Origin of the sequence: Thermococcus sp. 5-4 (assembly GCF_002197185.1) — an archaeon.
In the GTDB taxonomy this organism is placed as follows: Archaea; Methanobacteriota_B; Thermococci; order Thermococcales; family Thermococcaceae; genus Thermococcus; species Thermococcus radiotolerans.
In genome coordinates this window covers 172,557-194,216 of sequence record NZ_CP021848.1, presented here as the reverse complement: position 1 = coordinate 194,216, position 21,660 = coordinate 172,557, and the positions used below count along the sequence as shown (strand labels likewise).

Genomic DNA, 21,660 nt, shown 5'->3' with positions numbered 1-21,660 from the left:
CTTCATAGAGGATTTTGGCGCCGGGACGGGGATTTGAACCCCGGTGTCCAAGCGGACACGGGCTCTCAAGGCCCGCGCCATCCCAGGCTAGGCGATCCCGGCATACACGCGGTAGCCGCTCCCCTTCGCCAGCTCTCTCACTTCGGTGAAGTGGTCATCCATTAGAGCCTTAATATACTTTGCCCCCTGCTTCGTCTTAATTACCAGTTGCAGGAGGCCTCCATCGTTGAGATGCCGGGGAGCGTTTATAACTATTTCCCTCAGCACTTCCTTTCCCGCGTGCACCGGGGGGTTAGTGATGATTGCGTCGAACTTTTCGCCCCTAACGGGTTCGTAGAGGCTTCCCCATCTCACCTCGGCGTTTCTAACGCCGTTGATTTTTAAATTTTTCCTCGCCATCTTCACGGCCCTTCTGTTCACGTCGGTCATGACGACGTAGTCCACGAAGCGCGATGCAACGATTCCTATCGCCCCATAGCCGCAACCCAGGTCGAGGACGCGCCACCCTTCATCGAGCACCATGCTCTCTATGAGCAGTTCGGTTCCACGGTCGAGCTTCCCGAAGGAAAAGACCCCACTGGCCGTGATGAACTTGAAACACTGTCCCCTAAGGCAGACCTCTATGGTCCTCGTCTTCAGAGGGACGTTGGGCTCCTCGGAGTAGTAGTGGCTCATGTGCGGTGGTTCGTTGAGGGGTTTATAAAGATGAACCCCCAGCCAAACGCCAGAGGGTATCCCCAGCAACGGACCCAACGAACATGAAAGCCGTTCCGAGTGCCATAACGATTAGGACCTTCCTAACCCCCAGCGGTGCCGGACTATTCGTCCCCGGAGTATAAGCCGACAGTATCATGCCGTAGAGGCCCATTGCACCCCCGCCGAGCAGCACCAAACCGCTCCAAGCACCGTTCAGGATTATCTCAACGAAGAATCCAAAGAGCGCTCCAAAGAGGAAGAACTCACCGCGCGACATCGGTGCTATACGATGAGCCAGGTAAAGCCCCGTTCCAATCCCCATGAAGACCGGAACGGCTATCGTTAGGTCGTGCGCTAGGCTCGTTGCTTTTCCACCTAGGCCGCCGCCGTTCAGGGTCACCAGGGTTTCCTCAAACAGGGCCATCAGAAGAGCGGCAAGGAGATACGTGAAACCCGGATGGTCCTCAAACCACACCGATTTTTCAAAAACCTTATGTAAAGCCACCGCCGCGCACCACACGAGGAGGAGTATCCCCGAGCTGAGAACGTTTCTTGGGGAGCGCTCAAGAAGGCCGAGGAGCAGAAAGAGCAGAACATCCAGCCAGAACCAGAGGAGGACAAACCTCACGGAAAGCCGTACCCCTCGAGTCTCAACCGGGGAAGAAAAGGCATCGAGAAAGTGAAAAAGCCGGGACAAGTCCCTCACCACAGCTTCGGATACCAGTCCCTCGGCATGAAGACCTTGTCCACGTCGACCGCTATACCCTTGCTCCGCTGGAGCATCTCGCCGCTCGTCATGGTGGCCTTTCCGAGGGCAACCAGCTCATTTTTAAGGGTCATGACGGCGACGAGGTCACCCTTCTTGATGCCCTTGTTCAGCTTCACTATTCCCGGAACGGCCAGGTCGGCGCCGTAGGTTACGGCGGCAACGGCTGAATCCCTAATCCACACCTTGGGGAGATGCTCAACGGCTTTCTCCATCGGCTGGATGGCCTTCCTGAAGTATTCCTCGATGCCGTCGTCCTTCCAGAAGTGGTAGTAGTCTATGAGGTCGTGGAGCGTCACGAGGGTTTCGTCCTCCTTGAAGGGACCGCTCCTCGTTCTCCTCAGCTCGGCCATGTGCGCTCCAACTCCCAAGGCAAGGCCAATGTGGTGGATGAGCGACCTTATGTAGGTTCCGGCCTCGACCCCAACGCGGAAGAGCACATCTTTACCGTCTATCTCAAGAATCTCGATGTAGTATACCTTCCTCGTCCTCAGCCTTCTCTTGACCGCGCTCCTCAGCGGCGGCCTCTGGATTATCTCGCCCTCGAATTCCTTCATCACGGCGCGGATCTTCTCCTCAGGAACGTCGCCGTGGAGATGCATCAACGCGACGTATTCCTTACCCGCGGGCAGCAGCGCCTGGACAACCCTCGTGGCCCGTTCAAGGGCAACCGGGAGGACACCGCTGACCTTAGGGTCAAGGGTTCCGCCGTGACCGGCCTTGCCCAGGTTGAAGAGCTTCTTGACCCACGCAACGACCTCGTGGCTCGTCGGCCCCGGTGGCTTGTCGAGGTTTATTATGCCGAACTGCATGTGCATCTCCATGGGCCTCTTCTCGGGTGGAAAGCCCCACTTGGGGTTCGTCTCGGCCTTATCATCCTTAATCAGGACCTCTCGCTTTATGTCGGCCGGAAGAATTCTCCTAACTTCATCCCTCGCCATGAGCATCACCCGATGAGCGTTATCGCCCTAAGTTCGGAATAGCGCCTTATAAACCTGAGCTTAGTATTTGAACCGGTAGGTGAATACCGGCCAGCGGGGGAGGTATTTCACGAACTTCATATAGCCTGGCACGAAGACCTCGCGCCTGCCGCCCTCAATGGCCTTCAGTATAGCCTCGGCAACGTCCTCCGGGCGGAGTGCCCCCTTTGGGACCCGACCGTTCCAGAAAGGCGTTGAAACCTGCTTGGGATAGACTCGTATGAGGATTACTCCCTTCTTGGCCAGTTCACGCTCCAGGTTAACGGAAAGATAGTGGAGCGCCGCCTTCGATGCCCCGTACGAAGGAAACCCCCTCACGTTCACAAAAACCACGCCACTCAAAACCATCACAACCTTTCCACCTTTGGGAATCAAGTCCAAGAGTTCCCTCGTCAGAGCTACGGGGGCTATTGTGTTCACTCTAAAAACCTCCTCCAGTTCATCCTCAGTTTGCTCGAGTAGAGGCTTCAGTATTCCAAAGCCCGCGTTGTTTATGAGAACATCAAGCCTCTTAATTCCGAGTTCCTCCAGACCTTCCCTGACAAGCCTGGAAGCTCCCTCCTCCCTCAGGTCGACCACGATATAGTCAAAATTTTCCAGTGCCTTCAGTTCCCCAAACTTCCCTTCGCTCCGGGCAACCCCAATAACGTGGTATCCATTCCCTACGAGTCCCTCGACTAGAAGCCTCCCAATACCTCCGGTGGCACCGGTAACGAGTGCCGTTCTCATGCAACCACCGGAAGAACTTCGAAAAGCGACTTAAAAGCGTTGGGAAGTAAGAAGAGGCCAGAAGGCCTCAACAATTCACTCAAGGCTGATTCCAGCCTGCTCAAGGGCGGCCTTGACGGCCTCGTCGTCGGCGCCGCGCTCGATGCTGACCTTCTCCGGAAGGGGCTCGAGGTGCTTGACGTTCATCCTCCTGCGCTTGACCTTGTTGAGGCCAGCGCCGGTAACGAGGACGAAGTTCCTGTCGATGACGTCAACGACGACGACCTTCTGACCGGCCCTCCTTCCGGCGATTATAACGGCAAGCCTTCCGACTTCCATAGCTGGCATTCATCCCACCTCCTCATCTTTTGTTGCCCGGGTTTGCACCCGACCCCGCGTCACCGTCGGGGTAAAGGTGGTCGATGGCGGCCTTCACGATCTCGAAGACCCCATCGGGACCCCATTTAGCGGTGTTGATTATCAAGTCGTAAATCGACTTGTCGTCGATGTCAATTCCATAGAGGTTTAAATACCTTTTCCTGTTGCCCTTCTCACGCTCGGCGATTCCCACGAAGGCCTCCTCAACGGAGACCCCCTCACGACGGGCAACTCTCCTGGCGCGCTCCATTATCGGAGCGTCGAGCCATATCTTGAGATCGGCATCCTTGACCATCCAGCCGGCGAGGCGGCCCTCAATAACGACGTTGCACTCCTTGGCTGCCTCCACCTGCCTCCTGTCAACCTCGCGGTCGATTTCGGGGTGAAGCTCGGCGTACTCCTGGAACTCCTCCAGTGTCATGCCCATCTCCTTGGCCATCTGCCTGAAGATGAGGCCAGCGTAGATGTGCTTGAACCCGTAGTGCTTGGCCAGGTTCCTGCAGAGCGTCGTCGTTCCCGAACCTGCCAAACCGCTGACCGTTATGACGAGGCAGCCCTTCGGCATGATTACACCTTCAGAGGGCTATGCCGGCTCTTACCTGGGCCTTCATGACCTTCCTCATGCAGCTCGGGCAGAGGTTCGGGTAGGGCCTCTCGGGCCTCTTTGCCGTCTTCGGGAGCTTCCTGAGCTCGCTGGGCCTGCCGCGCGGAACGCCGTTGAGCGGCCTGCCGCACATGGCACAGTGGGCAACCTTGGGCTTTCTGCGCTCGAAGTGTATGACGGTCCTTCCGCCCGGAGTCCTGACGTACTTCCTTCTCCATGACCTTGACCTGTACATCGGCTTCATTTCTCTCACCTCGCAACCCCTATTTTCAGAGTGTTTTTAAATTTAACCCATGTCGAGCAGCTTCCTGAGGATGTAACCGGTTATCATCGACGTCATTATGTACCAGCCGACGTAACCGAGCTCGTTCGCGGGCAGTCCAGAGTGATAGAGCCTGTGGAACCAGTCGAAGATGAAGAAGTTGAAGGGCGATTTCACTATGCCAACCTCAACGTACCATCTCCTGAGCCAGCCGAAGAATATCCAGAATATCGGCAGCGTCAGCAGCGTGACCTTGAACATCTGATCCTTCATGACCTCGCTCTGGAGCTTCATGAGCTCCATCTGCTCCTGCTGGAGCTTTTTGAGCCTTTTTTCATCCTTCGCAGCCTGGGCTTCCTTGTACTTCTTCTGGAACTCCTTGCTCTTCTTCTGCAGTCGCTTCATTTTCTCCTGGTCGACCATGATGTAGTTAAGCAGGGTGAAAAACCCACCTAGGATTATGCCAGCAACGGTAACCACCACTATCGGATGGTGGGCCTGTATCAGGGGTCCAAACAGATTGTCAAGGAAAGCGTATATTCCCTCAATCATACTCTCCCACCGCCAGGTTAAGTACTTCAACAAGCTCATGAACGGCCTCTTCGAGGCCCTTATCCTCATGGTTCTCGATTATCTTGATGAGCGCGTTCGAGTGCATGGCGTAGCTCACGGCAGCGGCACGGTTAAGGTCCTGGTGCCTCTGTATCTGCTCCTCCGTCTCAACGTCCCTATCGCGCTTCAGGTCGCGGAGGCGCCTTCCGAGTATCTCGCTCGGCGTGGCCTCTATTATGACTATGAAATTGGGGTTTATGACCTCAATAACCTCCTTGGGGAAGCCTAGGAGGTATCCCACCGGCGTCCTTATGGTTGCGTGGGTGTCTATGAGTATCGGCTCGCTCTTGGACATCTCGACTATTCTCCTGGCAGCCTTCATCTGGAGCTCCTTCTGTATCTCAGGGTTTAATTTCCTCATCTCGTCCCTGTGGCTCACAAGCCCAGCCGTAACCGCCTCCTCGAACATCAGGTCGCCGAAGTTGACGAGCCTGAACCTAACCTTCGTCTTCCTGAGGGCCAGCCGGGTTATGGTGCTCTTTCCCACCCCTGGAATCCCTGTTATCATGACCACAAACGGCATCACGCTCACCCAAGGAGGTTTCTGGAAGAAGTAATCGAACCGGGTTTAAAAGGTTTTGTGAAAGAAAAGAAAGGCTCACTTGGTGAAGAACTTTCTCAAAGCCGGGAACATCTCGGTGGCCTGTTCCCTCGCTATCTCCTCGTAGAACCTGTAGAGGATACCGACCGTAAGGAGGATTCCTGTTCCGGTACCCAGGGCTCCGAGGAAGTCCGCCAGCACCGCGACTATTGCCAGGGTGAACGAACCCCAGAAGGTGACGTAGGGAATGTACCTGTTGAGCACCCTCTCCAGTATCCTCGGGTCGCGCCTGAATCCCGGAATCTGCAGGCCGGCGCTCTGGAGCTGTCTGGCGATGCTCCTGGCGTCGAGGCCGGTGAGCTCAACCCAGAGGAATCCGAAGAGTATCGCCCAGAATATCGTCATCAGCGCGTAGACAAGGGCCCTTCCTGGGTCGGCTATGACGTGATAGATGTCCCTCGGTGGGTAGAGGTAGGTGACGAATCCTGTCAGCGGATAGCCGTTCTCGTCGAAGGTTCCAAGGAAGGTGTAGCCGAAGTTGTTGAGGAGCCTGGCCCAGAGCTGGATGTTGGAGTAGAGGGCAAACGTCAGGATGATCGGTATGTTGCTGACGTACATGAACCTTATCGGGTACCTTCCGCGAACGGTAACGCGGCCGTAGCTCAGCGGTATCTCAACGCGCATGCTCTCGAGGTAGACGACCACCAGGAAGACGACTATCGTCGCCATCAGGTCCATCATGTCGGGCAACGTTCCCCTGTAGAGGGCGCCGGTTAAGTCGCCGTAGAACAGGTGCTGTATGAACGCTGGGATGGCACCTATTATCGCGGGCCCTCCCGTGACTGGGTCGATGTAGTCGGGGGTTGTTGCCGGGTTCAGGGCCTTCGTGATGACTGTCTGGGAAACACCCGCGGCGATGAAGAGACTGATACCGCTTCCGATTCCCCACTTGCTGACCAGCTCATCGAGGAGGATGAGCATCACGGAGGCGAATCCGAGCTGGAGTATGATGAGTATCGCCAGGCCGAGTCCGATGTACGCCTCACCGGCGGGTGTCGTGACGGTCTGGAAGGCGCCGAGGCTGGTGTCAACCCTACCGAAGGCGCCAGCGAAGACGTAGATGGCTGCCTCAAAGAAGCTCATGAACACTGCGAACAGCTTCTGAGCGGCCTGGTAAAACCTTCTATCCTCATGATTGGAGAGATCGAGGTGAACTATCTCGGAACCGACGAGAAGCTGCATGATGATGCTCGCGGTGACGATTGGTCCGATACCGAGCGTCAGAAGAGAACCGCTCCTTCCGGCAAGGACGAACCTGAGCGTGGCGAAGTAGTCCTGGATCTGCGAGGGGATTCCATAGAGCGGAATCTCCGCGAGGATGAAGTACAGCAGTAGAACGATTCCCGTCCACATGAACTTCTCCTTGAGCGGCACGTGCCTCTTGGGCCGCTCAACCTCGGGGAAGTACCTTTCAATCGCGAACACTACGTTTCTGAACCCCATGATTAACACCCGCCAAAAGTTAAATTAAAGGGGAATCAGGCGAGGAGAACCTCGCCGCCAGCGGCCTTTATCTTCTCCTCGGCCTTGGGGGTGACGTAGTAGGCCTTGATGGTAAGGGGCCTGGTGAGCTTTCCGGTTCCGAGAACCTTGTCGACGCCGAGCTGGGTGACGTCAACGACTACCTTCCCCTCCTCCTCGTAGGCAACGCCCATGTCAAGGAAGAGGGTGAGGTTCTCATCAATGTCGCTGAGGTTTATGGTCTTCGGGGTGTACTGGACGGCTTTGGGCCTGTGGAAGCCGCGCTTGCCGAGGTGGTCCGGGGCGTACTTGATGACCCAGGTCCACTTGGTGTTCTTCCTCTTTCCTGTTCCGGCCATTCCCTTACCGCCCTTGCTACCGCCGCCGCGGTGCTTCTTCTTGCAGCCCCATCCGTGAGTGTGACTTCCGCGGAGCTTCCTAACCTTCTTCTTTCTCCTTATCATCTCTCGCCACCTCAGAGCATTCTCTCAATGAGGTCGTTTATCCTCTCGCCGCGGTAGCCGAGGGCTCCGCCTTCCTTAAAGCTGCGCTTCTTGCTGCCCCTGAGGCCGCCCCTCGGCGGGTGAAGCCTGAAGACCGGCTTGATGTTCGGCAGGTCGGTGAGCTTCATCTCGCCGGCAACGACCTTCTCCGCGAACTCCTCGATGGTCATTCCAAGCTTCTCCTTGACGTACTCGTCGGTTATCGGCCTGTTGCCGATGAGCCTGCCCCTCTTCCTGAGGAGCTCCGCGAGGGTCTCGGCGTCGATCTCTCCCCAGGTGATGTAGTCCTTGACCTTCTGAACCATTCCCTTGTAGCTCGGGTTGTCGTCAACGAGGACGAGGTGGTTGATCCTGTGGAGGCGGAGCATGGCGAGGGTGTCCCTCACGTCCCCCTTCGCCCTTATCCCGCTCCTAAGCCTGATGAGTGCGAGCTTTGCCATTCTCTCTCACCTCACTCCAGCTCAAAGTTCGCCGGCATCTCCCTTCCGACGATGATACCGTACTTCTCCTCCATGCCCGGCTGGATTGCGACGCGGTTAGTGTTGTAGAGCGCGTTGAAGACTGCCTTGGCGAAGTTAACGGTGGTCCTCGTCTCACCCAAGCTCTGTGACCAGACGTCCTGAACGCCGGCGAGGCTGAGTATCTTCTTGCCGACGTCACCGATGACCAGTCCGAGGCCACGCGGTCCCGGCATGAGCTTGACGCGGACGCTTCCTTCCTTGCCCTCGACGGCGAACGGAATTGAGTGCGGCCTCCTGCACCTGCACTCCCAGGAACCACAGCCGCGCTTGATCTCGATGATGTTCATCTTGGCGTAGTTGATGGCCTTCCTGATGGCTATTCCAACCTCCTTTCCGTGGCCGATTCCGAGGCCGACGTAGCCGTCCCTGTTGCCCACAGCGGCAAGAACCCTGAAGCGGATCCTCCTGCCGCTGTCGGTCATCCTGACGGTGAGGGCTATGTCGAGAACCTCCTGGTTCTCTCTCATGTTGACCTCCGGAAGGAGGACGTCCACTATCTCCGGCTCCTTGATCTGGTATCCCTTGCGGAATATCTCGTGAATGTCAGTTATCTGGCCTTCTTTGACGAGCTGGCCGAGCTTGGTTCTCGGCTCCCACTCCTCCAAAACCCTCTGGGCGATCTCCCTCGGGTCGCTCATTCTCTCGCCTCCTCAAACTTCTCGATTATCCTCGCCTTGACCTCCTCAAAGTGCTCGGGGAGCTTCTCGGGCTCGAGACCCCTGACGAGGTATCCCGAGAACTGCTTCCTATAGCGCTCCTCGTCCTCCTCCTTGAGAGCCTTGGCGTAGTTGGCTATGTGCTCGCCGTTTATCCTGTAGTCCTCCGGGTAGATCTCCTCGCTGTGCGGGACGTTGAGGCCGGCATCCACTGCGCCCTTGAGGACGGCGAAGATGCTTGAACCCCTGGTCGGCGGGTGAAGGCCTATGTCGAGGATGGCCTCTTCAACGCCGGCCTTCTTGGCCTTGTAGCCTATGAGGAGACCGAGCAGGTAGGCTGAAGGCGTGTTGCCGCCGTGTCCCTTCCAGCCGAAGTCCCTCATGAGCTCCCTGGTGTGGGCTGAAACCACGGTCTTGTCTCCCTTAGGGTCGTAGACGACGATCTGAGCCACGTGGTGGTTGAGGGTCTTCCTCACAACAAGCCTGGGCTTCCCAGACTTGAGGAGGGCGAGCCTCTTGTGATAGTTAGTCTTACCCTCTCTCCTTCTCCTGAACGGAACCCTATACCTCGGTCCGTGTGCCATCTCTCTCACCTCACTCCTTCAGTATGTCGTGCTCCTGCATGAACATGTAGAGCTGCCTCTTGTTCTTGAACTGGCCGCCCTTGGCGCGGATGTAGAGCCTCCTGTAGGTGTGCTCGTCGAGCTTGCCCTCGGCCTTGAGCTTCCTGAGCTCCTTCCTGAGTGCCCTGATGGTCATCATCCAGCGCTCCTTCTTGCCCATCCTGGCGGTCTTCTTGCCCTTCCTGCTTCCGGGGCCCCTGTGGCGTCCCTTCTTCCTGGCTTCCTGGTAGGCCCTGGCGCGAGCCCTGCTCTGGCCCTTGACGGGCTTTTTCTTGATGACGCCGTCGTTGATGAGCCTCTTGATGTCCTCCCTGGTGATGGCAGCCGCGACGTCATCAATCCTCTCCGGGTCGATCCAGACCCTGTTCTCACCGCACTTCAACAAATCAGCGGCAATCCTTCTCTGCATCTTGAGCATGAGTCTCACCTCGCGTTAAGAACCTTCACACCGAGCTCCTTCGCCCTGGCAAGTATGGCCTCCCTCTTCCTGGCGCCAACGGTTCCGGCTATCCTGGCAGCCTGCCTGGTCGGGTCTATGGCCTCAAGCTCCTTGACGTTGTGGACGAGGACTTCCTCGTAGCCGCTCGGGTGGAGTCCGCGGACGAGCCTCGGTGAGCTCCAGCCTATGCTCGGTGATCTGGCCTTGCCCTTCTTCTTGAGCCTCATCTTGCTGTCGATTCCCTTCGGCCTGCGCCACTTCGGGTCGTTCTTGAACTTGGGGAACCTCCACCACTCCTGGCGAAGGAAGCGGGGCTTCTTCCTCTTGATCCTGGCCCTTATCCTAAGGAGTCTCGCCTTCTCGTTCATTTCTCACACCTCAGAACTTTATCGGCTTACCAGCCTTCTCAACGATGTAGATTCCATCCTGGAAGACACGCCTGTCCCACTTGGTTATCCTGGTCGCCTGCTCTATGTTCGCTGCGGTCTGGCCAACGGCCTCCTTGTCGATGCCTTCGACGATGACATCGCTGCCCATGACCTTGACGGTGACTCCCGGAAGTATCTTGGCCCTCCTCGGGTTCTTCTCACCGAGGAAGTTCTCGATGACGACCTCGTCACCCTGAACCTTAACGGTCATGGGGAAGTGGCTGTAGACGACCTTGAGCTTGTAGGTGAAGCCCTCGGTTACTCCCCTGATCATGTTCGCTATGTGGGCCTTGAAGGTTCTGGCTATGGCTATGTCGCGCTTCCTCGGGAACTCCTTGAAGACGACGACCTTACCGTCCTCGGTGAAGATCTGAACGCCCGGGTACTTGAGCTCCCTCTCGAGCTCGCCCTTCGGGCCCTTGACCTTGACGACGTCCTTCTCAACGGTGACCTCGACTCCCTCTGGAATCTCAACCTCTTCCCTTACCCACGCGTCTATCGGCATCTCTCTCACCTCAGTAGACGTAGGCTATCAGCCTTCCGCCGATTCCCTTCTCGATGGCCTCTTTGTGGGTCATGACGCCCTGGGAGGTCGAGACGATGAGGATACCGAACTCGAAGGCCGGAAGGAACCTCTTCTCCCAGGCCTCGTACTCCCTGGCCTTGACGGGGAACCTCGGCTTTATCGCTCCAGCCTTGTTGATCTTTCCTATGAGCTGCACCCTGTAGATGCCTGCCCTTCCGTCGTCTATGAACTCGAACTCACCGATGTAGCCGTTCTCCTGCATAACCCTGAGAACCTCTCCCATGAGCTTGGAGGCCGGCTTGAGGTAGACCTCCTTCTTTCCGACCCTCTCGCTGTTGGTTATGTGCGAAAGCGCGTTTGCCAGCGGGTCAAGCAAAGTCATCTCCTCTCACCTCACTCGTACTTCTTAAAGCCCAGCTTGGGGGCTATCTCTCTAAAGCAGTGCCTGCAGAGCATAAGGCCGTGTATCCTGATTATCGGGCCGTACTGGCCGCAGCGCATGCACCTTCTCGCACCCTTCCCAAACTTCCTGGGCTTCCTCTTGTTGTAGTCAGCCTTCGCCATCTCACAATCCCTCCACGGTAACCTTAAACTCCTCCATAGCGAAGACGATACCTTCCTCCTTGGTCAGCTTGTGCCTGTTCGGTATCTTCTTCCTCTGCCTCTTCCTCTTGGCGACCCTGAAGCCGGGCCTCTCGAGGGTGACGCAGACGTCCATACCGAAGATGCCTATCTCTGGGTCGTACTCGACGCCCGGTATGTTGATGTGCTCGTCTATTCCAAAGCAGAAGTTGCCGTGCTCGTCGAAGTTGCTCGCCTTGAGTTTGTTGTCAACCGCAGCGAGGAGTCTCTTGAGCATCTCCTCCGCCTTCTCGCCGCGGAGGGTGACCTTGACCGCTATCGGCTCTCCGCGCCTAATTCCGAAGTCCTTGTTGGTCTGCTTTGCCCTTCTCCTTATCGGCTTCTGGCCGACGAGTGCCTCGAGCATCTTCTCGGCCTTGGTGAGCCTCTCACCGCTCTCGCCAACTCCGATGTTTATGGTGACCTTGGCAATCCTGGGCTTTCTCATCGGGTGAGCTTCCCAGTCTGCAAGGATAGCCTCTCTGTTGATCTGCATCTCATCTCACCTCACGGAAGGGAAATCTCCGGCTTCTCCTTACCAACGACGAAGGCGTACTCCTTCAGGGTGTCGAAGAGCTCGCCGTTCTCGTCCTCGATGGTGACGACGTCCGGCCATCCCATCGGGAACTGCCTAACCTCGACGACCTTACCCTTCCTCGCAACGTTCTTACCCTGGGTAACGAAGACGTAAGCGCCTACCTCGAACGGGATGACCTCGATGACCTCCCTGTCGGGAACCTTCATGAGGACCGTGTAGGCCGTCCTGTACTTGTCCTTCTCGTCCATGGTGACGAGGTGGTTGCTTCCGTCGTGGAGGTTGAGCTGAACCTTCGCTCCCTTGACCATGCGCTTGTTGCTTATCCTGAGCGGCTTGATGTTGGCTTCCTTCTCGCTTATCGGGTGGAGTATGAGCTTGCCAATCCTGTTCGGAAGAACCCTGTAGTGCTCGCCGGTCTCGGGGATGGAAACGACGTCCATGATTCCGACCGGGAACTTGTAGTCCTTCCTAACGCGGCCGTCAACGAGGACCTTGCCCTCGTTGAGTATCTTCCTCGCCTCACGAGCGGTCTTGGCGTAGCCGAGGTAGTCCCTGACTATGTAGAGCAGCGGGATCGAGGTCCTCATGCTGTGCGGACCCGGCCTCGGCCTGACCGCCCACTTGTAGGTTTTCCTTGAGATGTACCACTGATTCGGAGCGGCAAGCCTCTTAAGGTGCCTCTTGGCTCCTTTCCTCGCCATCAACCAGCCCTCCTATTAATTATCTTCTCCCTCTTCTCGTCCTCAAGGTTGAGGTCTATTATCATGACGTTCGACGGGTGGACCGGGTAGAAGACCTCGGTGCCGTCGACCTTCTTCTGGGTGACTCCCTCGACGTGTATCCTGTACCTCTTGAGGTCAACCTCAAGGACCTTGCCTTCCTTGCCCTTGAAGTCGCCGCGCATAACGCGAACCTTGTCGCCCTCCCTGATCGGAAGGCTCCTCACGCCGTACTTGTTCCTGAGCTCCGGGCTCAGGGTGGCAGCCATTATCTTGCTCCTAAGGTGAAGGGGAGCGTTGTAGAGGAACTTCCTCTGCTTCTTGGGCTGTCTCGTCTTCAACTTCATCATTCTCACCTCACAACACTATGCTCGCTATGCTTCCGAGCCTGACCCAGCGCTCGGCGGCTTCCCTGGCTATGGCACCCCTGATCTCGGTTCCCCTCGGGACACCCTCGGGGGTGACTATCGCTGCCGCGTTGTCCTCGAACTTGACGCGCATGCCATCAAGGCGCCTGTACTCCTTCCTCTGCCTGACGACAACGGCCCTAACCACCTGGTGCCTGATGTCCGGCCTTCCCTTCTTGACGGCGGCGATGACCATGTCGCCGACACCGGCTGAGGCGAGCCTCCTCCTGGTGCCCTTGTAGCCAACGACGCCGATTATCTGGATGACCTTGGCGCCGCTGTTGTCGGCAACCTTGAGGTAAGCGCCTATCGGAAGAGCGCGAGTCGGCCTGACCGGGCTAATACCTCTCGTAGCACCTGCACCCTTCTTCGCCATTTAGATCACCTCTCGCCAGCCCTCTTGGTAACTGCAACGACAACCCAGCTCTTGGTCTTGCTTATCGGCCTGGTCTCGGCTATGAGAACCTTGTCGCCGACCTTGGCGTCTATGCACTCCGGGTTGTGAGCGTGAACCTTGCTCCTCCTGAGCTCATACCTCTCGTACTTTTTGAGGTAGTGGTAGTGCTGCCTCTCGACGACGACGGTCTTCTTGCCCTTGTCGCTGACGACTATTCCCTCGAAGTATCTGCCGTGTATCTTGAGGTGTCCGTGCCAGGGGCAGTGCGGGTCGTCGCACTTCTCAGCGGGAGGCTGAACCTTCAATCCGATCTCTCTCATTTTCGCCACCTCTTCTTCAATCTCATCTCGGGTCTTCCAATCAGCTCTTTTCCGTTGATTCGGATCCTTTTATCGCCAACTTCAAACTCGAGCTCCACCACGTCCTTCGGGATAACCCAGACCCTCTCACCGCCGATGGTGAGGGTGTTCCTCGTCTCGTCAAGGACGTAGCCCTCGATGCCAACCAGCTCTGGATGAGATGCCCTTATAATTTTTGCTTTCAGCCCTATGAGCTCGCTCCAGATGATGTTCTTTGCCGTTACTCGATTTCTATCAGGTCCTCTGAAAATCCAAGGTCTCCTAGCAACTTCTTGACCCTTTCTCTGTGGTCTCCCTGGAGCTCTATCCTTCCCTTCTTTACCGTTCCGCCGCATGCCAGCTTCGCCTTCAGCTTCTTTGCTATATCTTCGAGGTCGAACTCCTTTTCGTCTATGCCCTCGATTATGGTTTTAAGCTTTCCGTAGCGGGCCTTCTCTATGTAGACTCTAATTCTCTGCTGCTCCTTCAGCACTTCTTTAAAGAGCATCTCATCCAGAGGGTTAACAATCCTAGGCACTAACCATCACCTTTTCTCCCTAAGCTTCTCCTTCTTTATGGTCAGCAGGCGCGCGATGTCGCGCCTGATGTTCCGGATGACCATGGGGTTCTCAAGCGAGGCCCCCATGGTGAGCACACCCCTCTCCTTGGCGAGCTCGAGGCGGAGCTCCCTGAGCTTCTTCTCGATCTCCTCGATGCTCATCTCCCTAATCTCACTCGGCTTCATTGGTGCTCACCTCTTCCTCGACGGGCTTCTCTATAACCTCTATCTCGTCCGGGAGCTTGGCGTCGGGCGGCATGATGGAGACCTTAACTCCGATGACACCGAGCTTGAGCTTGGCCTGGGCGTAGCCCTTGCTGACGAGGGTCTCGGCGGGGTTTCCGACCTTGGCGAGGTAGCCCTGGTAGAACCTGACGCTCTTGGCCCTCTCACCGGTGAGCTTTCCGCTCAGGCGAATCTCAACGCCCCTGGCACCGTTCCTCATTATGGCCCTGATGGCTGAGTAGGCTGCCCTCCTGAAGTGGATGCCCCTCTCGAGGGCCTGGGCAAGCCTGACGGCCTGAACCTTGGCGTTGAGGTAGGGGTTCTTTATCTCCTCAACCTCGATCTGCGGGTTCTCAAGGTTGAACTTCCTCTCGAGGGTTCTGGTGAGCTCCCTGATGCGCCTTCCACCCCTTCCAATGACGTAGCCGGGGTTGGCGGCGAAGATGACGACCTTGGTTCCGAGGGGGGTCTTCTTGATGTCTATTCCACCGTAGCCCGCTCTGCGGAGCTCTTTCTCAAGGTACTCGTCGATGAGCATCTCCTTAACGCCTTCCTTGATGAAGTATCTCTCGATCGCCAAAAGTCTCACCTCCTAACTTCCTCAACGACTATCTCGATGTGGGTGGTCTGCTCGTTGAACGGTGTGGCCCTTCCGAAGGCCCTCGGTATGTATCCGCGAAGTACTGGTCCGCGCTGGGCAGCCGCGTGGATTATCTTGAGCCTGTCCGGGTCGAGGCCCTTCTGCTCGGCGTTGTTCTTGGCGTTGAGGAGGACTTTCTTGACGGCCTTGGCGACCTTGACCGGATAACGGCCCGGACCGAAGCCCTTGCCAGGCTTGTGACCCTGGCTGTCGTTGAAGCGCCTCATCGGAACCGGCCTCTTGAGTGCTATAATGTCGTCGAGGTAGCGAAGCGCGTCGTTGAGCATCATGCCCTTTATTTCCCTGAGGAGCTCGATGCTGTGCTTGGGGGAAATTCTGAGGTCCCTTCCGCTGGCGCGAGCCATCCTGTCCGGGTCAAAATTTTGGAATGAGTAGGAAAACCTGCCCCTGCTCATCTATACCACCTCACTTGATGGCCACGAACATTGACGACCTGGTCGCACCGACACCAGGTGAGCCGTGCTGGACGATTCTCCTCGTGAGGGCGAACTCGCCGAGGTAGTGGCCTATCATTTCCTCCTTGATCTCTATCGGGACGAACTCCTTTCCGTTGTAGACGTGGATGGTCATGCCGACCATCTCGGGGAGAATGACCATGTCCCTGCTGTGGGTCCTTATGGGCTTCTTGTACTTGCCCTTCTTGGCAAGCCTTATCTTCCTGAGGAGCTTCTTCTGCTCCGGGCTGAGGCCCCTCCTGAGGCTCCTCCTCTGCCTGCTCGGAAGGAGCTTGGCGAAGTCCTCGAGTGACATGTTGAGCAGTTCCTCGAAGCTGTAACCCCTGTACTTAAACTCCTTCTTTCTCGCCATCTTCACTTCCTCCTACCAGTTCTTCTCGCGGCTATGTGACCGACCTTCCTTCCGGGCGGGGCGCGCCTCGAAACGGTGCTCGGCCTGCCGATGTGGTGCTCCTTACCACCGTGCGGGTGGTTGACGGCGTTCATCTTGACACCCCTCGGCTTCGGCCAGAACCTGTTCCTTGCCTTGGCGATGTAGTAGGCCTTACCAGCCTTGACTATGGGCTTCTCGAGCCTACCACCGCCGGCGACGACACCTATGGTGGCCCTGCAGGTCGGCTTGAACTGCTTGAGCTCACCGCTCGGAAGCTGGACTATGACCTTGTCCTTCTCCCTGCTGACGACGAGTGCGTAGGCACCACCTGCTCTAACATACTTTCCACCGTCGCCAGGAACGCCCTCGATGTCGTAGACGTAGCTTCCCTCGGGTATCATTGCCAGCGGGAGGGTGTTGCCGATCTTAATCGGGGCGTTCGGCCCGATGGCTATCTCCTCGCCGACGAGGATTCCCTCAGGGGCTATGATGAGCTTCTCCATGCCGTTCTCGAACTTGACGCGGGCGACTGGGGCGGTCCTTCCCGGGTCGTGGAGTATCTCGACGACCTTGCCGACGAGGGTCTTCTCCTTGGTAAGGTTGAGCGGAACGTACCTGACGGCACCCCTGTACCTGTGGGAGGGGGCCCTAAAGGTCGTGGTTCCCTTACCTCTCCTCTGCTGAATCAAACTCTTTCCCATCTCACTCACCCCGTCAGAACAATCCTATCCTGGCAGCAACCTCACTTGCGCTGTACTCAGGCTTGAGCTTCACGTAGGCCTTTTTCTCTCCCCTCATGGTTATGAGGGTGTTGACCTTCTCGACCTTGACCTCGAACATCGCTTCCACGGCCCTCTTGATGTCCTGCTTGGTGGCGCGCTTGTCAACTATGAAGGTGAGCTTGTTCTCGTTCTCTATCATCGCCACGGCCTTCTCCGTGACGACCGGCTTGATGATGACCTTGTACGGATCCATCTCTCATCACCCGTAAATCTCCCTAAGCCTCTCTATAGCTCCCTTCGTCCAGATGGTAAGCCTTCCGGGGTGGGTACCCGGAGCGAGCAGCTCGGCACTGAGGTTCTCGACGGTGACGACGTCAACACCCGGGTGGTTCCTGGCTCCCTGGACGATTCCCTCGTTCTTGGCGACGACGATGAGCGGTCCCTTGGCCTTCTTGTAGCGCCTTCCGCGCATCTTACCCTTACCTGCCCTTATCTTGGTGTTCTTCTTGGCCCTCTCGATGTCGTCCCAGACGCCGAGCTTCTTGAATATCTCCCTGGTCTGGGCGGTCTTGAAGACCTTCTCGAGGTCGTCGGTGACGACTATTGGAACCTGCGGAACGTTGTCAACGATGTGGCCCCTAGCCCTGACGAGGTCGTAGTTGGCGGTTGCAGCTATGGCGCTCATTATAGCCAGCCTGCGCTCCTTCTTGTTGATGTCCTCCCAGATGACCTTCTCAACCTTGGGCGGATGGGTTCTCCTTCCGCCCCTCGCGAAGGGAACGAAGGCAGCAAACCTCGGGGAGGTCTTTATCCTCTCAACCCTCGCCATGCCGTGGCCCTTTCCGATGTTCTCGGTTACCCTTCTCTTACCGGCCATTGGGTCTCTGCCCTGCGGCTGTATCCTGTGGGTCCATGAGGCGATGACGGCACGCCTGATGAGGTCGGGCCTGAATGGAGTGGCAAAGACCTTCGGAAGCTCTATCTCCTCCACAGGCTCGCCTTCGAGATTGAAAACCTTAACCTTCATCTATCTCACCTCACTGCTTGGATTCCCTACTGACGTAGGTTATCTGCGGCCTCTCAACCGGCGGCTTCTTCTTCGGCGGCCTAATAGCCGGCCTGACCCTGATGATCCTCTTGAAGGCTCCCGGAACGGTGCCCTGTATCATGAGGAAGTCGCTCCTTATGACTCCGTAGTGCGGGAAGCCACCCTTCGGGGTGACCTCTACCTCGTTCTTCTCGTCGAGCTTGAGCTTGCCGTTCTCGCCTATCGCTATGAGCCTCTTGTTGAACTCGGTCCTGTGGTGGAAGCCCATCTGACCCGCCTGCGGAACCGTCCACATGACCCTGGTCGGGTGCCACGGACCGAGGTTACCGACGTGCCTGGCCTTTCCAGCGCGCTGGGCCTTGTGGAACTGTATCTTAATTCCCCAGCGCTTGACCGGGCCCTGGGTTCCCTTACCCTTGGTGACGGCTATGATGTCGAGGAGCTCGCCCTCGTGGAGAACCTCGCTCGCCCTAAGTTCCTTGCCTATCTTCTCCTTGGCGTACTCGAACTTGGCCTTGACGTCGTCGCCACCGATGGCGTACTCCATGACTTCCGGCTTCTTCTTGAGTTTGATGAGCCACGGCTGGGTGTGGACGAGAAGGCGAACGTCAACTATCTCGCCGTCGTTGACGAGGTCCTCAAGCTGGCCGAGCTTGGCCTTGAAGGCATCCTCGCCGTACTCCTTTGGCAGGGTCTTTATCCTTCTCTTAACGTAGTCGTTGAGCTCGTGGAACCAGACCTCGGTGGCGGTCTCGAGACCGAGGTAGCCCTGCCTGTAGGCCCTGATGCCGTAGACGAAGAGCGGCGGGACCTCGACTATCGTGACCGGCATGAAGATCTCCTTGCCCTTGGTGAGCCCTGGCCTGTCGTCTATCATGAGGATGTGGGTCATGCCAGCCTTATAGCCGGCGAAACCGAGCATCCTGACTTCGCTGTCCTGTGGCCACTTCCTGATTCTCGGGACTATGCTCTTGGCCCTCTTTCTAGGGGAGTAAGCCAGTGAACCTCTCCTTGGCCTATGTATTTTTCCCATCTCAATCCCTCCTTATGAGATTAAACACCGCGAGTGTGGCCAACACGGCCTCCTCGGTGCGGACGGTTTTCGTCCGCTGATTCGGAACGGTGTTGAGGATTAGATCAAAGTCATATTCCTCCTCGCCGAGGAGCTCTATCACACCTTTCCTCGGTGAGCCAAACACGAATCCGACCTCCCCCTCAAGCGGGGGAAGCTTCACCTCTCGAATGTCACGCCCCTTCCTGGAGGTGGCAATCGCCAAATCCAGCCTGGCCTTTTTAAGTGTTTTTGCCAGTGACTTCCTAGTTAGATGCACCCTGTATCCCCAGTATTCCTCTGGCTTCGCTGGTATCACTCGGAGCGGCCTTACCGAGACGATTCTGAACGTTGCACGCCCCTCAATGTCCCCCTCCACCATCGCAAGGTCGTCGAGACCTATGTCCGCGTAGGTTCTCCTGCCCTTCCGGAAGGCGAAGCCCTCACGGATTTCTCCAACCTTGGGCTTGCCCTTGAGCTTGTGGTGGGGCGTTCTCAGCGGCGGGATGACGCCGACGTACTTGAGTTCCGGCATGAGGGGGAACAGCCTCTTTCTGAGGTACTGGGGCGTTTCCGCGTACTCCAGGATGGTCTTGATGAACCTTCCGTCCCTGCCGCCGGCCCTGTAGATCCATATGTGCTCAACGCCGAAGATTGCGCAGGCCCTGGCTATCTGGCCAACTTTGTACGTTCTGATTTTGGGGTCGTCGGTCTCTTCGAGGAGCGAATCCGGAATGAAGACGTGCCAGGCCATTTTTCCGTCATCCTTCGCTATGGTAACTTCAACGCTGAAGTGGGGTCTATGGAGAGTATTTAAAAGGCTTTCGAACCCTTCCACCCTTTTTTGGGTTCGAAGGTATACAAATTTTTTGCAATCAGCCCTTGCTTCGCAAGGGCTAGCAAAAAAGAATGAGTAATTAATCCACAAACGCCAGCCCGTTCCACAACTCCCTCATCTCGCGTGTGGCGTCTGGATAGACCCTCTTGAAGGTTATCCGCCAGTAGCCGTTCCTGAGATCCTCTATGTCCTCGATGTGGATTTTCACGCCGAGTCTCTCGAAGTGGGTCACCATCCTGTGGGCGGTGCTTATGTTCTTCACCCTCACCGTGAAGACCTCCTCAACCTCGCCGCCGTTGGCGACTTCGTGGATGCTCTCGACGAACGGCCGGAGGAGGGCCTTGCTGAGGGCTTTCGCATATTCGTCGAATTCCTCGCCCTTAACGTGCTTTTCGGCCAGGTAGAACGCGAGGCGTTTAATCCTCCCCATGAAGTAGCCGTGCGGCAGGTCGAAGAATATGTGGGAACCTATCCGGATGTCGTTAATGTTGGCGTATGGCGTTACGTATTTCGCGATTCTCTTCATGTCAGGCGTTTTCATGACGATGCCCTCTCTCCTCTCCCGGCTGAGCCTTTCGATCAGCTCATGTAGCTCTTCAATTTTTGAACGGTCGTAGAGGCCGAAAGTTTCAACGTGACGAATGCCGTACTCCTCGGCAAGCTTGAGCCTCTCCTCCACCGGAAGGCTCCTCCCCGTTCCATTCTCCTGGATGTCAAAGAGGAAGAACTGGATGTCCTCCTTCACGTAGGGCGGCCCCTCCACGATGTACGGGCTTTCGGGCCCGGCCATCTCGCCGGCCAGGACTAGGTTGGGGTAATCCCTGAAGAACTCCTCGTTCACGAAGTCGAGTATCCTCTCAGTCGTGAAGGGGCAGACGAAACCTCCCCTGGTGAGGGCGAGAACCCTGTCTCGAACCTTGACGACACGGACATTGTAGCCGTCCACCTTCTCCTCGACGTGGAAGGGTTTGTTCTTGAAGACCCTCTTTATCCCCCTCTCCAGCTGGACGACGCGCTTTATGTGGGGAAACCCTAGGACAACGTCACCGTTCTCAAAGACAACGGTTCCACGCCGGAAGCCCTTGGCAGAATCGCGAAAGCGAACGTATCTGATGCCTTCGAATTCGCCCTCCACCACTCCACCCTTACCCTCAAGAACGGCCAGCCTGTCCTCAGGAACGCCGAGCTTGAGAAGCATTGCCCTAAAGCTTGAGCTTACCATCATCCCACCAGTCTAAGTTGGACTACATCGTTAATAATCATTATGAATATATGGAAAAACCCTCAGGGTCACGGGCACAAAACACACTATGAAAATTAGAAGAAGGTAAGGGCGCTGCGCTTCAGCGCTTCATGGTCGAGAGAACCTTGCTGGTGATGTCGTTGCCTTCCTTGTCGTATATTCTGTAGTAGGCGCTGTAGGGCAGCTTCATCTTGGCCCTGTGCATGGCGCCGAGGGCGAACTTGAGGTGGTTCTCGTTCACCCAGACGGTGAGTATCTTCTGGTCCTTCTTGACACGAGCGGCGAGGCCTATCGGCTTTCCGAAGGGCCTTCTCATACCGTTTCCGTAACGGTCGGCCTTCCTTCCGGTGGCCATCGGGTTCTCACGGAGAACCTGGAACGGGTAGACCCTTATCTTGAAGTGGAAGTTGCTCCTTCCAACGTTCTTCTGGAGGTACCTGTTCACCTGGATACGGATGGCCTCGAGGGCGTTCTGCCTTATCTGCATGGCCTGCTCGGCGTGAAGGCTGACTTCGTACTGGAATTCAGCCGAAAGGTTGCCCATGTCGAAGATCGTTATCTTCGGACCGGGCGCACCACGTATGTATTCCCTCCTCGTGTAAGCGGGCTTGTCAACGTCCCTATCAATCTTGGCTGGTCTCAGTCCCATACTCTCACCTCCAAATGAGCGTAAGCTAAGCCTAAACTTAGGCGAGTGCTCT

General features: G+C 56.8%; 37 protein-coding genes and 1 tRNA gene. All 38 read right to left on the bottom strand.

The features are described from left to right. Positions 1-15 precede the first annotated feature (15 nt). Positions 16-102, bottom strand: a tRNA-Ser gene (locus CDI07_RS01170). Then, entirely contained in the window at positions 88-675 is a 588-nt protein-coding gene (locus CDI07_RS01165; protein ID WP_088179871.1) for a class I SAM-dependent methyltransferase, read from the bottom strand. The genes CDI07_RS01170 and CDI07_RS01165 overlap by 15 nt, the downstream gene beginning before the upstream one ends. Positions 676-697: 22 nt before the next feature. After that, the gene (locus CDI07_RS01160; protein WP_226996593.1) at positions 698-1,324 is read right to left on the bottom strand and encodes a hypothetical protein; all 627 of its coding nucleotides are present in this window, start codon (positions 1,322-1,324) and stop codon (positions 698-700) included. Positions 1,325-1,398: 74 nt separating this feature from the next. Further along, complete coding sequence (locus CDI07_RS01155; RefSeq protein ID WP_088179869.1) at positions 1,399-2,403, bottom strand: RNA-guided pseudouridylation complex pseudouridine synthase subunit Cbf5; 1,005 nt, start codon at positions 2,401-2,403, stop codon at positions 1,399-1,401. Positions 2,404-2,463: 60 nt separating this feature from the next. After that, entirely contained in the window at positions 2,464-3,171 is a 708-nt protein-coding gene (locus CDI07_RS01150; protein WP_088179868.1) for an SDR family oxidoreductase, read from the bottom strand. A gap of 75 nt (positions 3,172-3,246) precedes the next feature. Then, complete coding sequence (locus CDI07_RS01145; protein WP_088179867.1) at positions 3,247-3,498, bottom strand: 50S ribosomal protein L14e; 252 nt, start codon at positions 3,496-3,498, stop codon at positions 3,247-3,249. Positions 3,499-3,511: 13 nt separating this feature from the next. Next, complete coding sequence (gene cmk / locus CDI07_RS01140) at positions 3,512-4,093, bottom strand: (d)CMP kinase (RefSeq protein WP_088179866.1); 582 nt, start codon at positions 4,091-4,093, stop codon at positions 3,512-3,514. A gap of 10 nt (positions 4,094-4,103) precedes the next feature. Next, complete coding sequence (locus tag CDI07_RS01135; protein WP_014788446.1) at positions 4,104-4,376, bottom strand: 50S ribosomal protein L34e; 273 nt, start codon at positions 4,374-4,376, stop codon at positions 4,104-4,106. A 42-nt stretch (positions 4,377-4,418) separates the two neighbouring features. Then, entirely contained in the window at positions 4,419-4,946 is a 528-nt protein-coding gene (locus CDI07_RS01130; RefSeq protein ID WP_088179865.1) for a DUF106 domain-containing protein, read from the bottom strand. Further along, a complete protein-coding gene (locus tag CDI07_RS01125) occupies positions 4,939-5,529 on the bottom strand; it encodes an adenylate kinase (protein WP_088179864.1) in 591 nt (196 codons plus the stop codon). Before CDI07_RS01125 ends, CDI07_RS01130 begins: the two co-directional genes overlap by 8 nt. Before the next feature lie 75 nt (positions 5,530-5,604). Then, positions 5,605-7,050 (bottom strand): preprotein translocase subunit SecY, encoded by a 1,446-nt coding sequence (gene secY, locus CDI07_RS01120; protein ID WP_088179863.1) that lies wholly within the window; start codon positions 7,048-7,050, stop codon positions 5,605-5,607. 35 nt (positions 7,051-7,085) lie between these two features. Next, on the bottom strand, positions 7,086-7,532 hold the full coding sequence (locus tag CDI07_RS01115) for an uL15m family ribosomal protein (RefSeq protein ID WP_088179862.1): 447 nt from the start codon (positions 7,530-7,532) through the stop codon (positions 7,086-7,088). Positions 7,533-7,543: 11 nt separating this feature from the next. Further along, the gene (locus CDI07_RS01110; RefSeq protein ID WP_088179861.1) at positions 7,544-8,011 is read right to left on the bottom strand and encodes a 50S ribosomal protein L30; all 468 of its coding nucleotides are present in this window, start codon (positions 8,009-8,011) and stop codon (positions 7,544-7,546) included. A gap of 11 nt (positions 8,012-8,022) precedes the next feature. Continuing rightward, entirely contained in the window at positions 8,023-8,730 is a 708-nt protein-coding gene (rpsE, locus tag CDI07_RS01105; protein WP_088179860.1) for a 30S ribosomal protein S5, read from the bottom strand. Further along, a complete protein-coding gene (locus CDI07_RS01100; RefSeq protein WP_088179859.1) occupies positions 8,727-9,332 on the bottom strand; it encodes a 50S ribosomal protein L18 in 606 nt (201 codons plus the stop codon). The genes rpsE and CDI07_RS01100 overlap by 4 nt, the downstream gene beginning before the upstream one ends. A gap of 10 nt (positions 9,333-9,342) precedes the next feature. Beyond that, positions 9,343-9,789, bottom strand: a complete 447-nt coding sequence (locus CDI07_RS01095; RefSeq protein ID WP_088179858.1) for a 50S ribosomal protein L19e — start codon at positions 9,787-9,789, stop codon at positions 9,343-9,345. A 5-nt stretch (positions 9,790-9,794) separates the two neighbouring features. Further along, positions 9,795-10,178, bottom strand: coding sequence for a 50S ribosomal protein L32e (locus tag CDI07_RS01090; protein ID WP_088179857.1), 384 nt, complete (start codon positions 10,176-10,178; stop codon positions 9,795-9,797). Positions 10,179-10,188: 10 nt separating this feature from the next. Then, positions 10,189-10,743 carry a 50S ribosomal protein L6 gene (locus tag CDI07_RS01085; RefSeq protein ID WP_088179856.1) on the bottom strand — a complete coding sequence of 185 codons (555 nt, stop codon included), beginning with the start codon at positions 10,741-10,743 and terminating at the stop codon, positions 10,189-10,191. 10 nt (positions 10,744-10,753) lie between these two features. After that, positions 10,754-11,146 (bottom strand): 30S ribosomal protein S8, encoded by a 393-nt coding sequence (locus CDI07_RS01080; protein WP_088179855.1) that lies wholly within the window; start codon positions 11,144-11,146, stop codon positions 10,754-10,756. 11 nt (positions 11,147-11,157) lie between these two features. Next, positions 11,158-11,328 (bottom strand): 30S ribosomal protein S14, encoded by a 171-nt coding sequence (locus tag CDI07_RS01075; RefSeq protein ID WP_014012546.1) that lies wholly within the window; start codon positions 11,326-11,328, stop codon positions 11,158-11,160. 1 nt (position 11,329) lies between these two features. After that, positions 11,330-11,881, bottom strand: coding sequence for a 50S ribosomal protein L5 (locus tag CDI07_RS01070; RefSeq protein ID WP_088179854.1), 552 nt, complete (start codon positions 11,879-11,881; stop codon positions 11,330-11,332). Between the two features lie 11 nt (positions 11,882-11,892). Then, on the bottom strand, positions 11,893-12,624 hold the full coding sequence (locus CDI07_RS01065; RefSeq protein WP_088179853.1) for a 30S ribosomal protein S4e: 732 nt from the start codon (positions 12,622-12,624) through the stop codon (positions 11,893-11,895). Then, entirely contained in the window at positions 12,624-12,989 is a 366-nt protein-coding gene (rplX, locus tag CDI07_RS01060) for a 50S ribosomal protein L24 (RefSeq protein WP_088179852.1), read from the bottom strand. Before rplX ends, CDI07_RS01065 begins: the two co-directional genes overlap by 1 nt. A gap of 10 nt (positions 12,990-12,999) precedes the next feature. Then, positions 13,000-13,425, bottom strand: a complete 426-nt coding sequence (locus CDI07_RS01055) for a 50S ribosomal protein L14 (RefSeq protein WP_055429656.1) — start codon at positions 13,423-13,425, stop codon at positions 13,000-13,002. A gap of 5 nt (positions 13,426-13,430) precedes the next feature. Then, positions 13,431-13,766 carry a 30S ribosomal protein S17 gene (locus CDI07_RS01050; protein WP_088179851.1) on the bottom strand — a complete coding sequence of 112 codons (336 nt, stop codon included), beginning with the start codon at positions 13,764-13,766 and terminating at the stop codon, positions 13,431-13,433. Continuing rightward, the gene (locus CDI07_RS01045) at positions 13,763-14,140 is read right to left on the bottom strand and encodes a ribonuclease P protein component 1 (RefSeq protein WP_088179850.1); all 378 of its coding nucleotides are present in this window, start codon (positions 14,138-14,140) and stop codon (positions 13,763-13,765) included. Before CDI07_RS01045 ends, CDI07_RS01050 begins: the two co-directional genes overlap by 4 nt. Next, positions 14,026-14,292 carry a stress response translation initiation inhibitor YciH gene (gene yciH / locus CDI07_RS01040; protein WP_206204009.1) on the bottom strand — a complete coding sequence of 89 codons (267 nt, stop codon included), beginning with the start codon at positions 14,290-14,292 and terminating at the stop codon, positions 14,026-14,028. The genes CDI07_RS01045 and yciH overlap by 115 nt, the downstream gene beginning before the upstream one ends. A gap of 36 nt (positions 14,293-14,328) precedes the next feature. Beyond that, a complete protein-coding gene (rpmC, locus tag CDI07_RS01035) occupies positions 14,329-14,529 on the bottom strand; it encodes a 50S ribosomal protein L29 (RefSeq protein ID WP_088179849.1) in 201 nt (66 codons plus the stop codon). Further along, the gene (locus tag CDI07_RS01030) at positions 14,516-15,148 is read right to left on the bottom strand and encodes a 30S ribosomal protein S3 (RefSeq protein WP_088179848.1); all 633 of its coding nucleotides are present in this window, start codon (positions 15,146-15,148) and stop codon (positions 14,516-14,518) included. Before CDI07_RS01030 ends, rpmC begins: the two co-directional genes overlap by 14 nt. A gap of 5 nt (positions 15,149-15,153) precedes the next feature. Further along, positions 15,154-15,624: a 50S ribosomal protein L22 gene (rplV, locus tag CDI07_RS01025; protein WP_088179847.1), complete on the bottom strand. Its 471-nt coding sequence runs from the start codon at positions 15,622-15,624 to the stop codon at positions 15,154-15,156. Between the two features lie 10 nt (positions 15,625-15,634). After that, positions 15,635-16,036 carry a 30S ribosomal protein S19 gene (locus CDI07_RS01020; protein ID WP_088179846.1) on the bottom strand — a complete coding sequence of 134 codons (402 nt, stop codon included), beginning with the start codon at positions 16,034-16,036 and terminating at the stop codon, positions 15,635-15,637. Between the two features lie 2 nt (positions 16,037-16,038). Beyond that, on the bottom strand, positions 16,039-16,758 hold the full coding sequence (locus CDI07_RS01015) for a 50S ribosomal protein L2 (protein ID WP_058937894.1): 720 nt from the start codon (positions 16,756-16,758) through the stop codon (positions 16,039-16,041). Between the two features lie 13 nt (positions 16,759-16,771). Further along, positions 16,772-17,032, bottom strand: a complete 261-nt coding sequence (locus tag CDI07_RS01010) for a 50S ribosomal protein L23 (RefSeq protein ID WP_088179845.1) — start codon at positions 17,030-17,032, stop codon at positions 16,772-16,774. A 6-nt stretch (positions 17,033-17,038) separates the two neighbouring features. Beyond that, positions 17,039-17,806, bottom strand: a complete 768-nt coding sequence (gene rpl4p, locus CDI07_RS01005; RefSeq protein ID WP_088179844.1) for a 50S ribosomal protein L4 — start codon at positions 17,804-17,806, stop codon at positions 17,039-17,041. A gap of 10 nt (positions 17,807-17,816) precedes the next feature. Then, positions 17,817-18,860, bottom strand: a complete 1,044-nt coding sequence (locus tag CDI07_RS01000; RefSeq protein WP_088179843.1) for a 50S ribosomal protein L3 — start codon at positions 18,858-18,860, stop codon at positions 17,817-17,819. 1 nt (position 18,861) lies between these two features. Further along, a complete protein-coding gene (locus CDI07_RS00995) occupies positions 18,862-19,632 on the bottom strand; it encodes a putative RNA uridine N3 methyltransferase (protein WP_088179842.1) in 771 nt (256 codons plus the stop codon). A gap of 163 nt (positions 19,633-19,795) precedes the next feature. Beyond that, entirely contained in the window at positions 19,796-20,938 is a 1,143-nt protein-coding gene (locus tag CDI07_RS00990) for an RNA ligase (protein ID WP_088179841.1), read from the bottom strand. Positions 20,939-21,059: 121 nt separating this feature from the next. Further along, the gene (locus tag CDI07_RS00985; protein WP_088179840.1) at positions 21,060-21,608 is read right to left on the bottom strand and encodes a 50S ribosomal protein L16; all 549 of its coding nucleotides are present in this window, start codon (positions 21,606-21,608) and stop codon (positions 21,060-21,062) included. Between the last annotated feature and the right edge of the window lie 52 nt (positions 21,609-21,660).

Excerpts from the sequence above, each read along its gene's own strand:
- CDI07_RS01165 (WP_088179871.1), bottom strand. The coding sequence starts at position 675 with ATGAGCCACTACTACTCCGAGGAGCCCAACGTCCCTCTGAAGACGAGG.
- CDI07_RS01155 (WP_088179869.1), bottom strand. The coding sequence starts at position 2,403 with ATGGCGAGGGATGAAGTTAGGAGAATTCTTCCGGCCGACATAAAGCGA.
- CDI07_RS01150 (WP_088179868.1), bottom strand. The coding sequence starts at position 3,171 with ATGAGAACGGCACTCGTTACCGGTGCCACCGGAGGTATTGGGAGGCTT.
- CDI07_RS01145 (WP_088179867.1), bottom strand. The coding sequence starts at position 3,498 with ATGCCAGCTATGGAAGTCGGAAGGCTTGCCGTTATAATCGCCGGAAGG.
- cmk (WP_088179866.1), bottom strand. The coding sequence starts at position 4,093 with ATGCCGAAGGGCTGCCTCGTCATAACGGTCAGCGGTTTGGCAGGTTCG.
- CDI07_RS01135 (WP_014788446.1), bottom strand. The coding sequence starts at position 4,376 with ATGAAGCCGATGTACAGGTCAAGGTCATGGAGAAGGAAGTACGTCAGG.
- CDI07_RS01130 (WP_088179865.1), bottom strand. The coding sequence starts at position 4,946 with ATGATTGAGGGAATATACGCTTTCCTTGACAATCTGTTTGGACCCCTG.
- CDI07_RS01125 (WP_088179864.1), bottom strand. The coding sequence starts at position 5,529 with ATGCCGTTTGTGGTCATGATAACAGGGATTCCAGGGGTGGGAAAGAGC.
- secY (WP_088179863.1), bottom strand. The coding sequence starts at position 7,050 with ATGGGGTTCAGAAACGTAGTGTTCGCGATTGAAAGGTACTTCCCCGAG.
- CDI07_RS01115 (WP_088179862.1), bottom strand. The coding sequence starts at position 7,532 with ATGATAAGGAGAAAGAAGAAGGTTAGGAAGCTCCGCGGAAGTCACACT.
- CDI07_RS01110 (WP_088179861.1), bottom strand. The coding sequence starts at position 8,011 with ATGGCAAAGCTCGCACTCATCAGGCTTAGGAGCGGGATAAGGGCGAAG.
- rpsE (WP_088179860.1), bottom strand. The coding sequence starts at position 8,730 with ATGAGCGACCCGAGGGAGATCGCCCAGAGGGTTTTGGAGGAGTGGGAG.
- CDI07_RS01100 (WP_088179859.1), bottom strand. The coding sequence starts at position 9,332 with ATGGCACACGGACCGAGGTATAGGGTTCCGTTCAGGAGAAGGAGAGAG.
- CDI07_RS01095 (WP_088179858.1), bottom strand. The coding sequence starts at position 9,789 with ATGCTCAAGATGCAGAGAAGGATTGCCGCTGATTTGTTGAAGTGCGGT.
- CDI07_RS01090 (WP_088179857.1), bottom strand. The coding sequence starts at position 10,178 with ATGAACGAGAAGGCGAGACTCCTTAGGATAAGGGCCAGGATCAAGAGG.
- CDI07_RS01085 (WP_088179856.1), bottom strand. The coding sequence starts at position 10,743 with ATGCCGATAGACGCGTGGGTAAGGGAAGAGGTTGAGATTCCAGAGGGA.
- CDI07_RS01080 (WP_088179855.1), bottom strand. The coding sequence starts at position 11,146 with ATGACTTTGCTTGACCCGCTGGCAAACGCGCTTTCGCACATAACCAAC.
- CDI07_RS01075 (WP_014012546.1), bottom strand. The coding sequence starts at position 11,328 with ATGGCGAAGGCTGACTACAACAAGAGGAAGCCCAGGAAGTTTGGGAAG.
- CDI07_RS01070 (WP_088179854.1), bottom strand. The coding sequence starts at position 11,881 with ATGCAGATCAACAGAGAGGCTATCCTTGCAGACTGGGAAGCTCACCCG.
- CDI07_RS01065 (WP_088179853.1), bottom strand. The coding sequence starts at position 12,624 with ATGGCGAGGAAAGGAGCCAAGAGGCACCTTAAGAGGCTTGCCGCTCCG.
- rplX (WP_088179852.1), bottom strand. The coding sequence starts at position 12,989 with ATGAAGTTGAAGACGAGACAGCCCAAGAAGCAGAGGAAGTTCCTCTAC.
- CDI07_RS01055 (WP_055429656.1), bottom strand. The coding sequence starts at position 13,425 with ATGGCGAAGAAGGGTGCAGGTGCTACGAGAGGTATTAGCCCGGTCAGG.
- CDI07_RS01050 (WP_088179851.1), bottom strand. The coding sequence starts at position 13,766 with ATGAGAGAGATCGGATTGAAGGTTCAGCCTCCCGCTGAGAAGTGCGAC.
- CDI07_RS01045 (WP_088179850.1), bottom strand. The coding sequence starts at position 14,140 with ATGCGGCGGAACGGTAAAGAAGGGAAGGATAGAGCTCCAGGGAGACCA.
- yciH (WP_206204009.1), bottom strand. The coding sequence starts at position 14,292 with ATGCTCTTTAAAGAAGTGCTGAAGGAGCAGCAGAGAATTAGAGTCTAC.
- rpmC (WP_088179849.1), bottom strand. The coding sequence starts at position 14,529 with ATGAAGCCGAGTGAGATTAGGGAGATGAGCATCGAGGAGATCGAGAAG.
- rplV (WP_088179847.1), bottom strand. The coding sequence starts at position 15,624 with ATGAGCAGGGGCAGGTTTTCCTACTCATTCCAAAATTTTGACCCGGAC.
- CDI07_RS01020 (WP_088179846.1), bottom strand. The coding sequence starts at position 16,036 with ATGGCGAGAAAGAAGGAGTTTAAGTACAGGGGTTACAGCTTCGAGGAA.
- CDI07_RS01015 (WP_058937894.1), bottom strand. The coding sequence starts at position 16,758 with ATGGGAAAGAGTTTGATTCAGCAGAGGAGAGGTAAGGGAACCACGACC.
- CDI07_RS01010 (WP_088179845.1), bottom strand. The coding sequence starts at position 17,032 with ATGGATCCGTACAAGGTCATCATCAAGCCGGTCGTCACGGAGAAGGCC.
- rpl4p (WP_088179844.1), bottom strand. The coding sequence starts at position 17,806 with ATGAAGGTTAAGGTTTTCAATCTCGAAGGCGAGCCTGTGGAGGAGATA.
- CDI07_RS01000 (WP_088179843.1), bottom strand. The coding sequence starts at position 18,860 with ATGGGAAAAATACATAGGCCAAGGAGAGGTTCACTGGCTTACTCCCCT.
- CDI07_RS00995 (WP_088179842.1), bottom strand. The coding sequence starts at position 19,632 with ATGGCCTGGCACGTCTTCATTCCGGATTCGCTCCTCGAAGAGACCGAC.
- CDI07_RS00990 (WP_088179841.1), bottom strand. The coding sequence starts at position 20,938 with ATGGTAAGCTCAAGCTTTAGGGCAATGCTTCTCAAGCTCGGCGTTCCT.
- CDI07_RS00985 (WP_088179840.1), bottom strand. The coding sequence starts at position 21,608 with ATGGGACTGAGACCAGCCAAGATTGATAGGGACGTTGACAAGCCCGCT.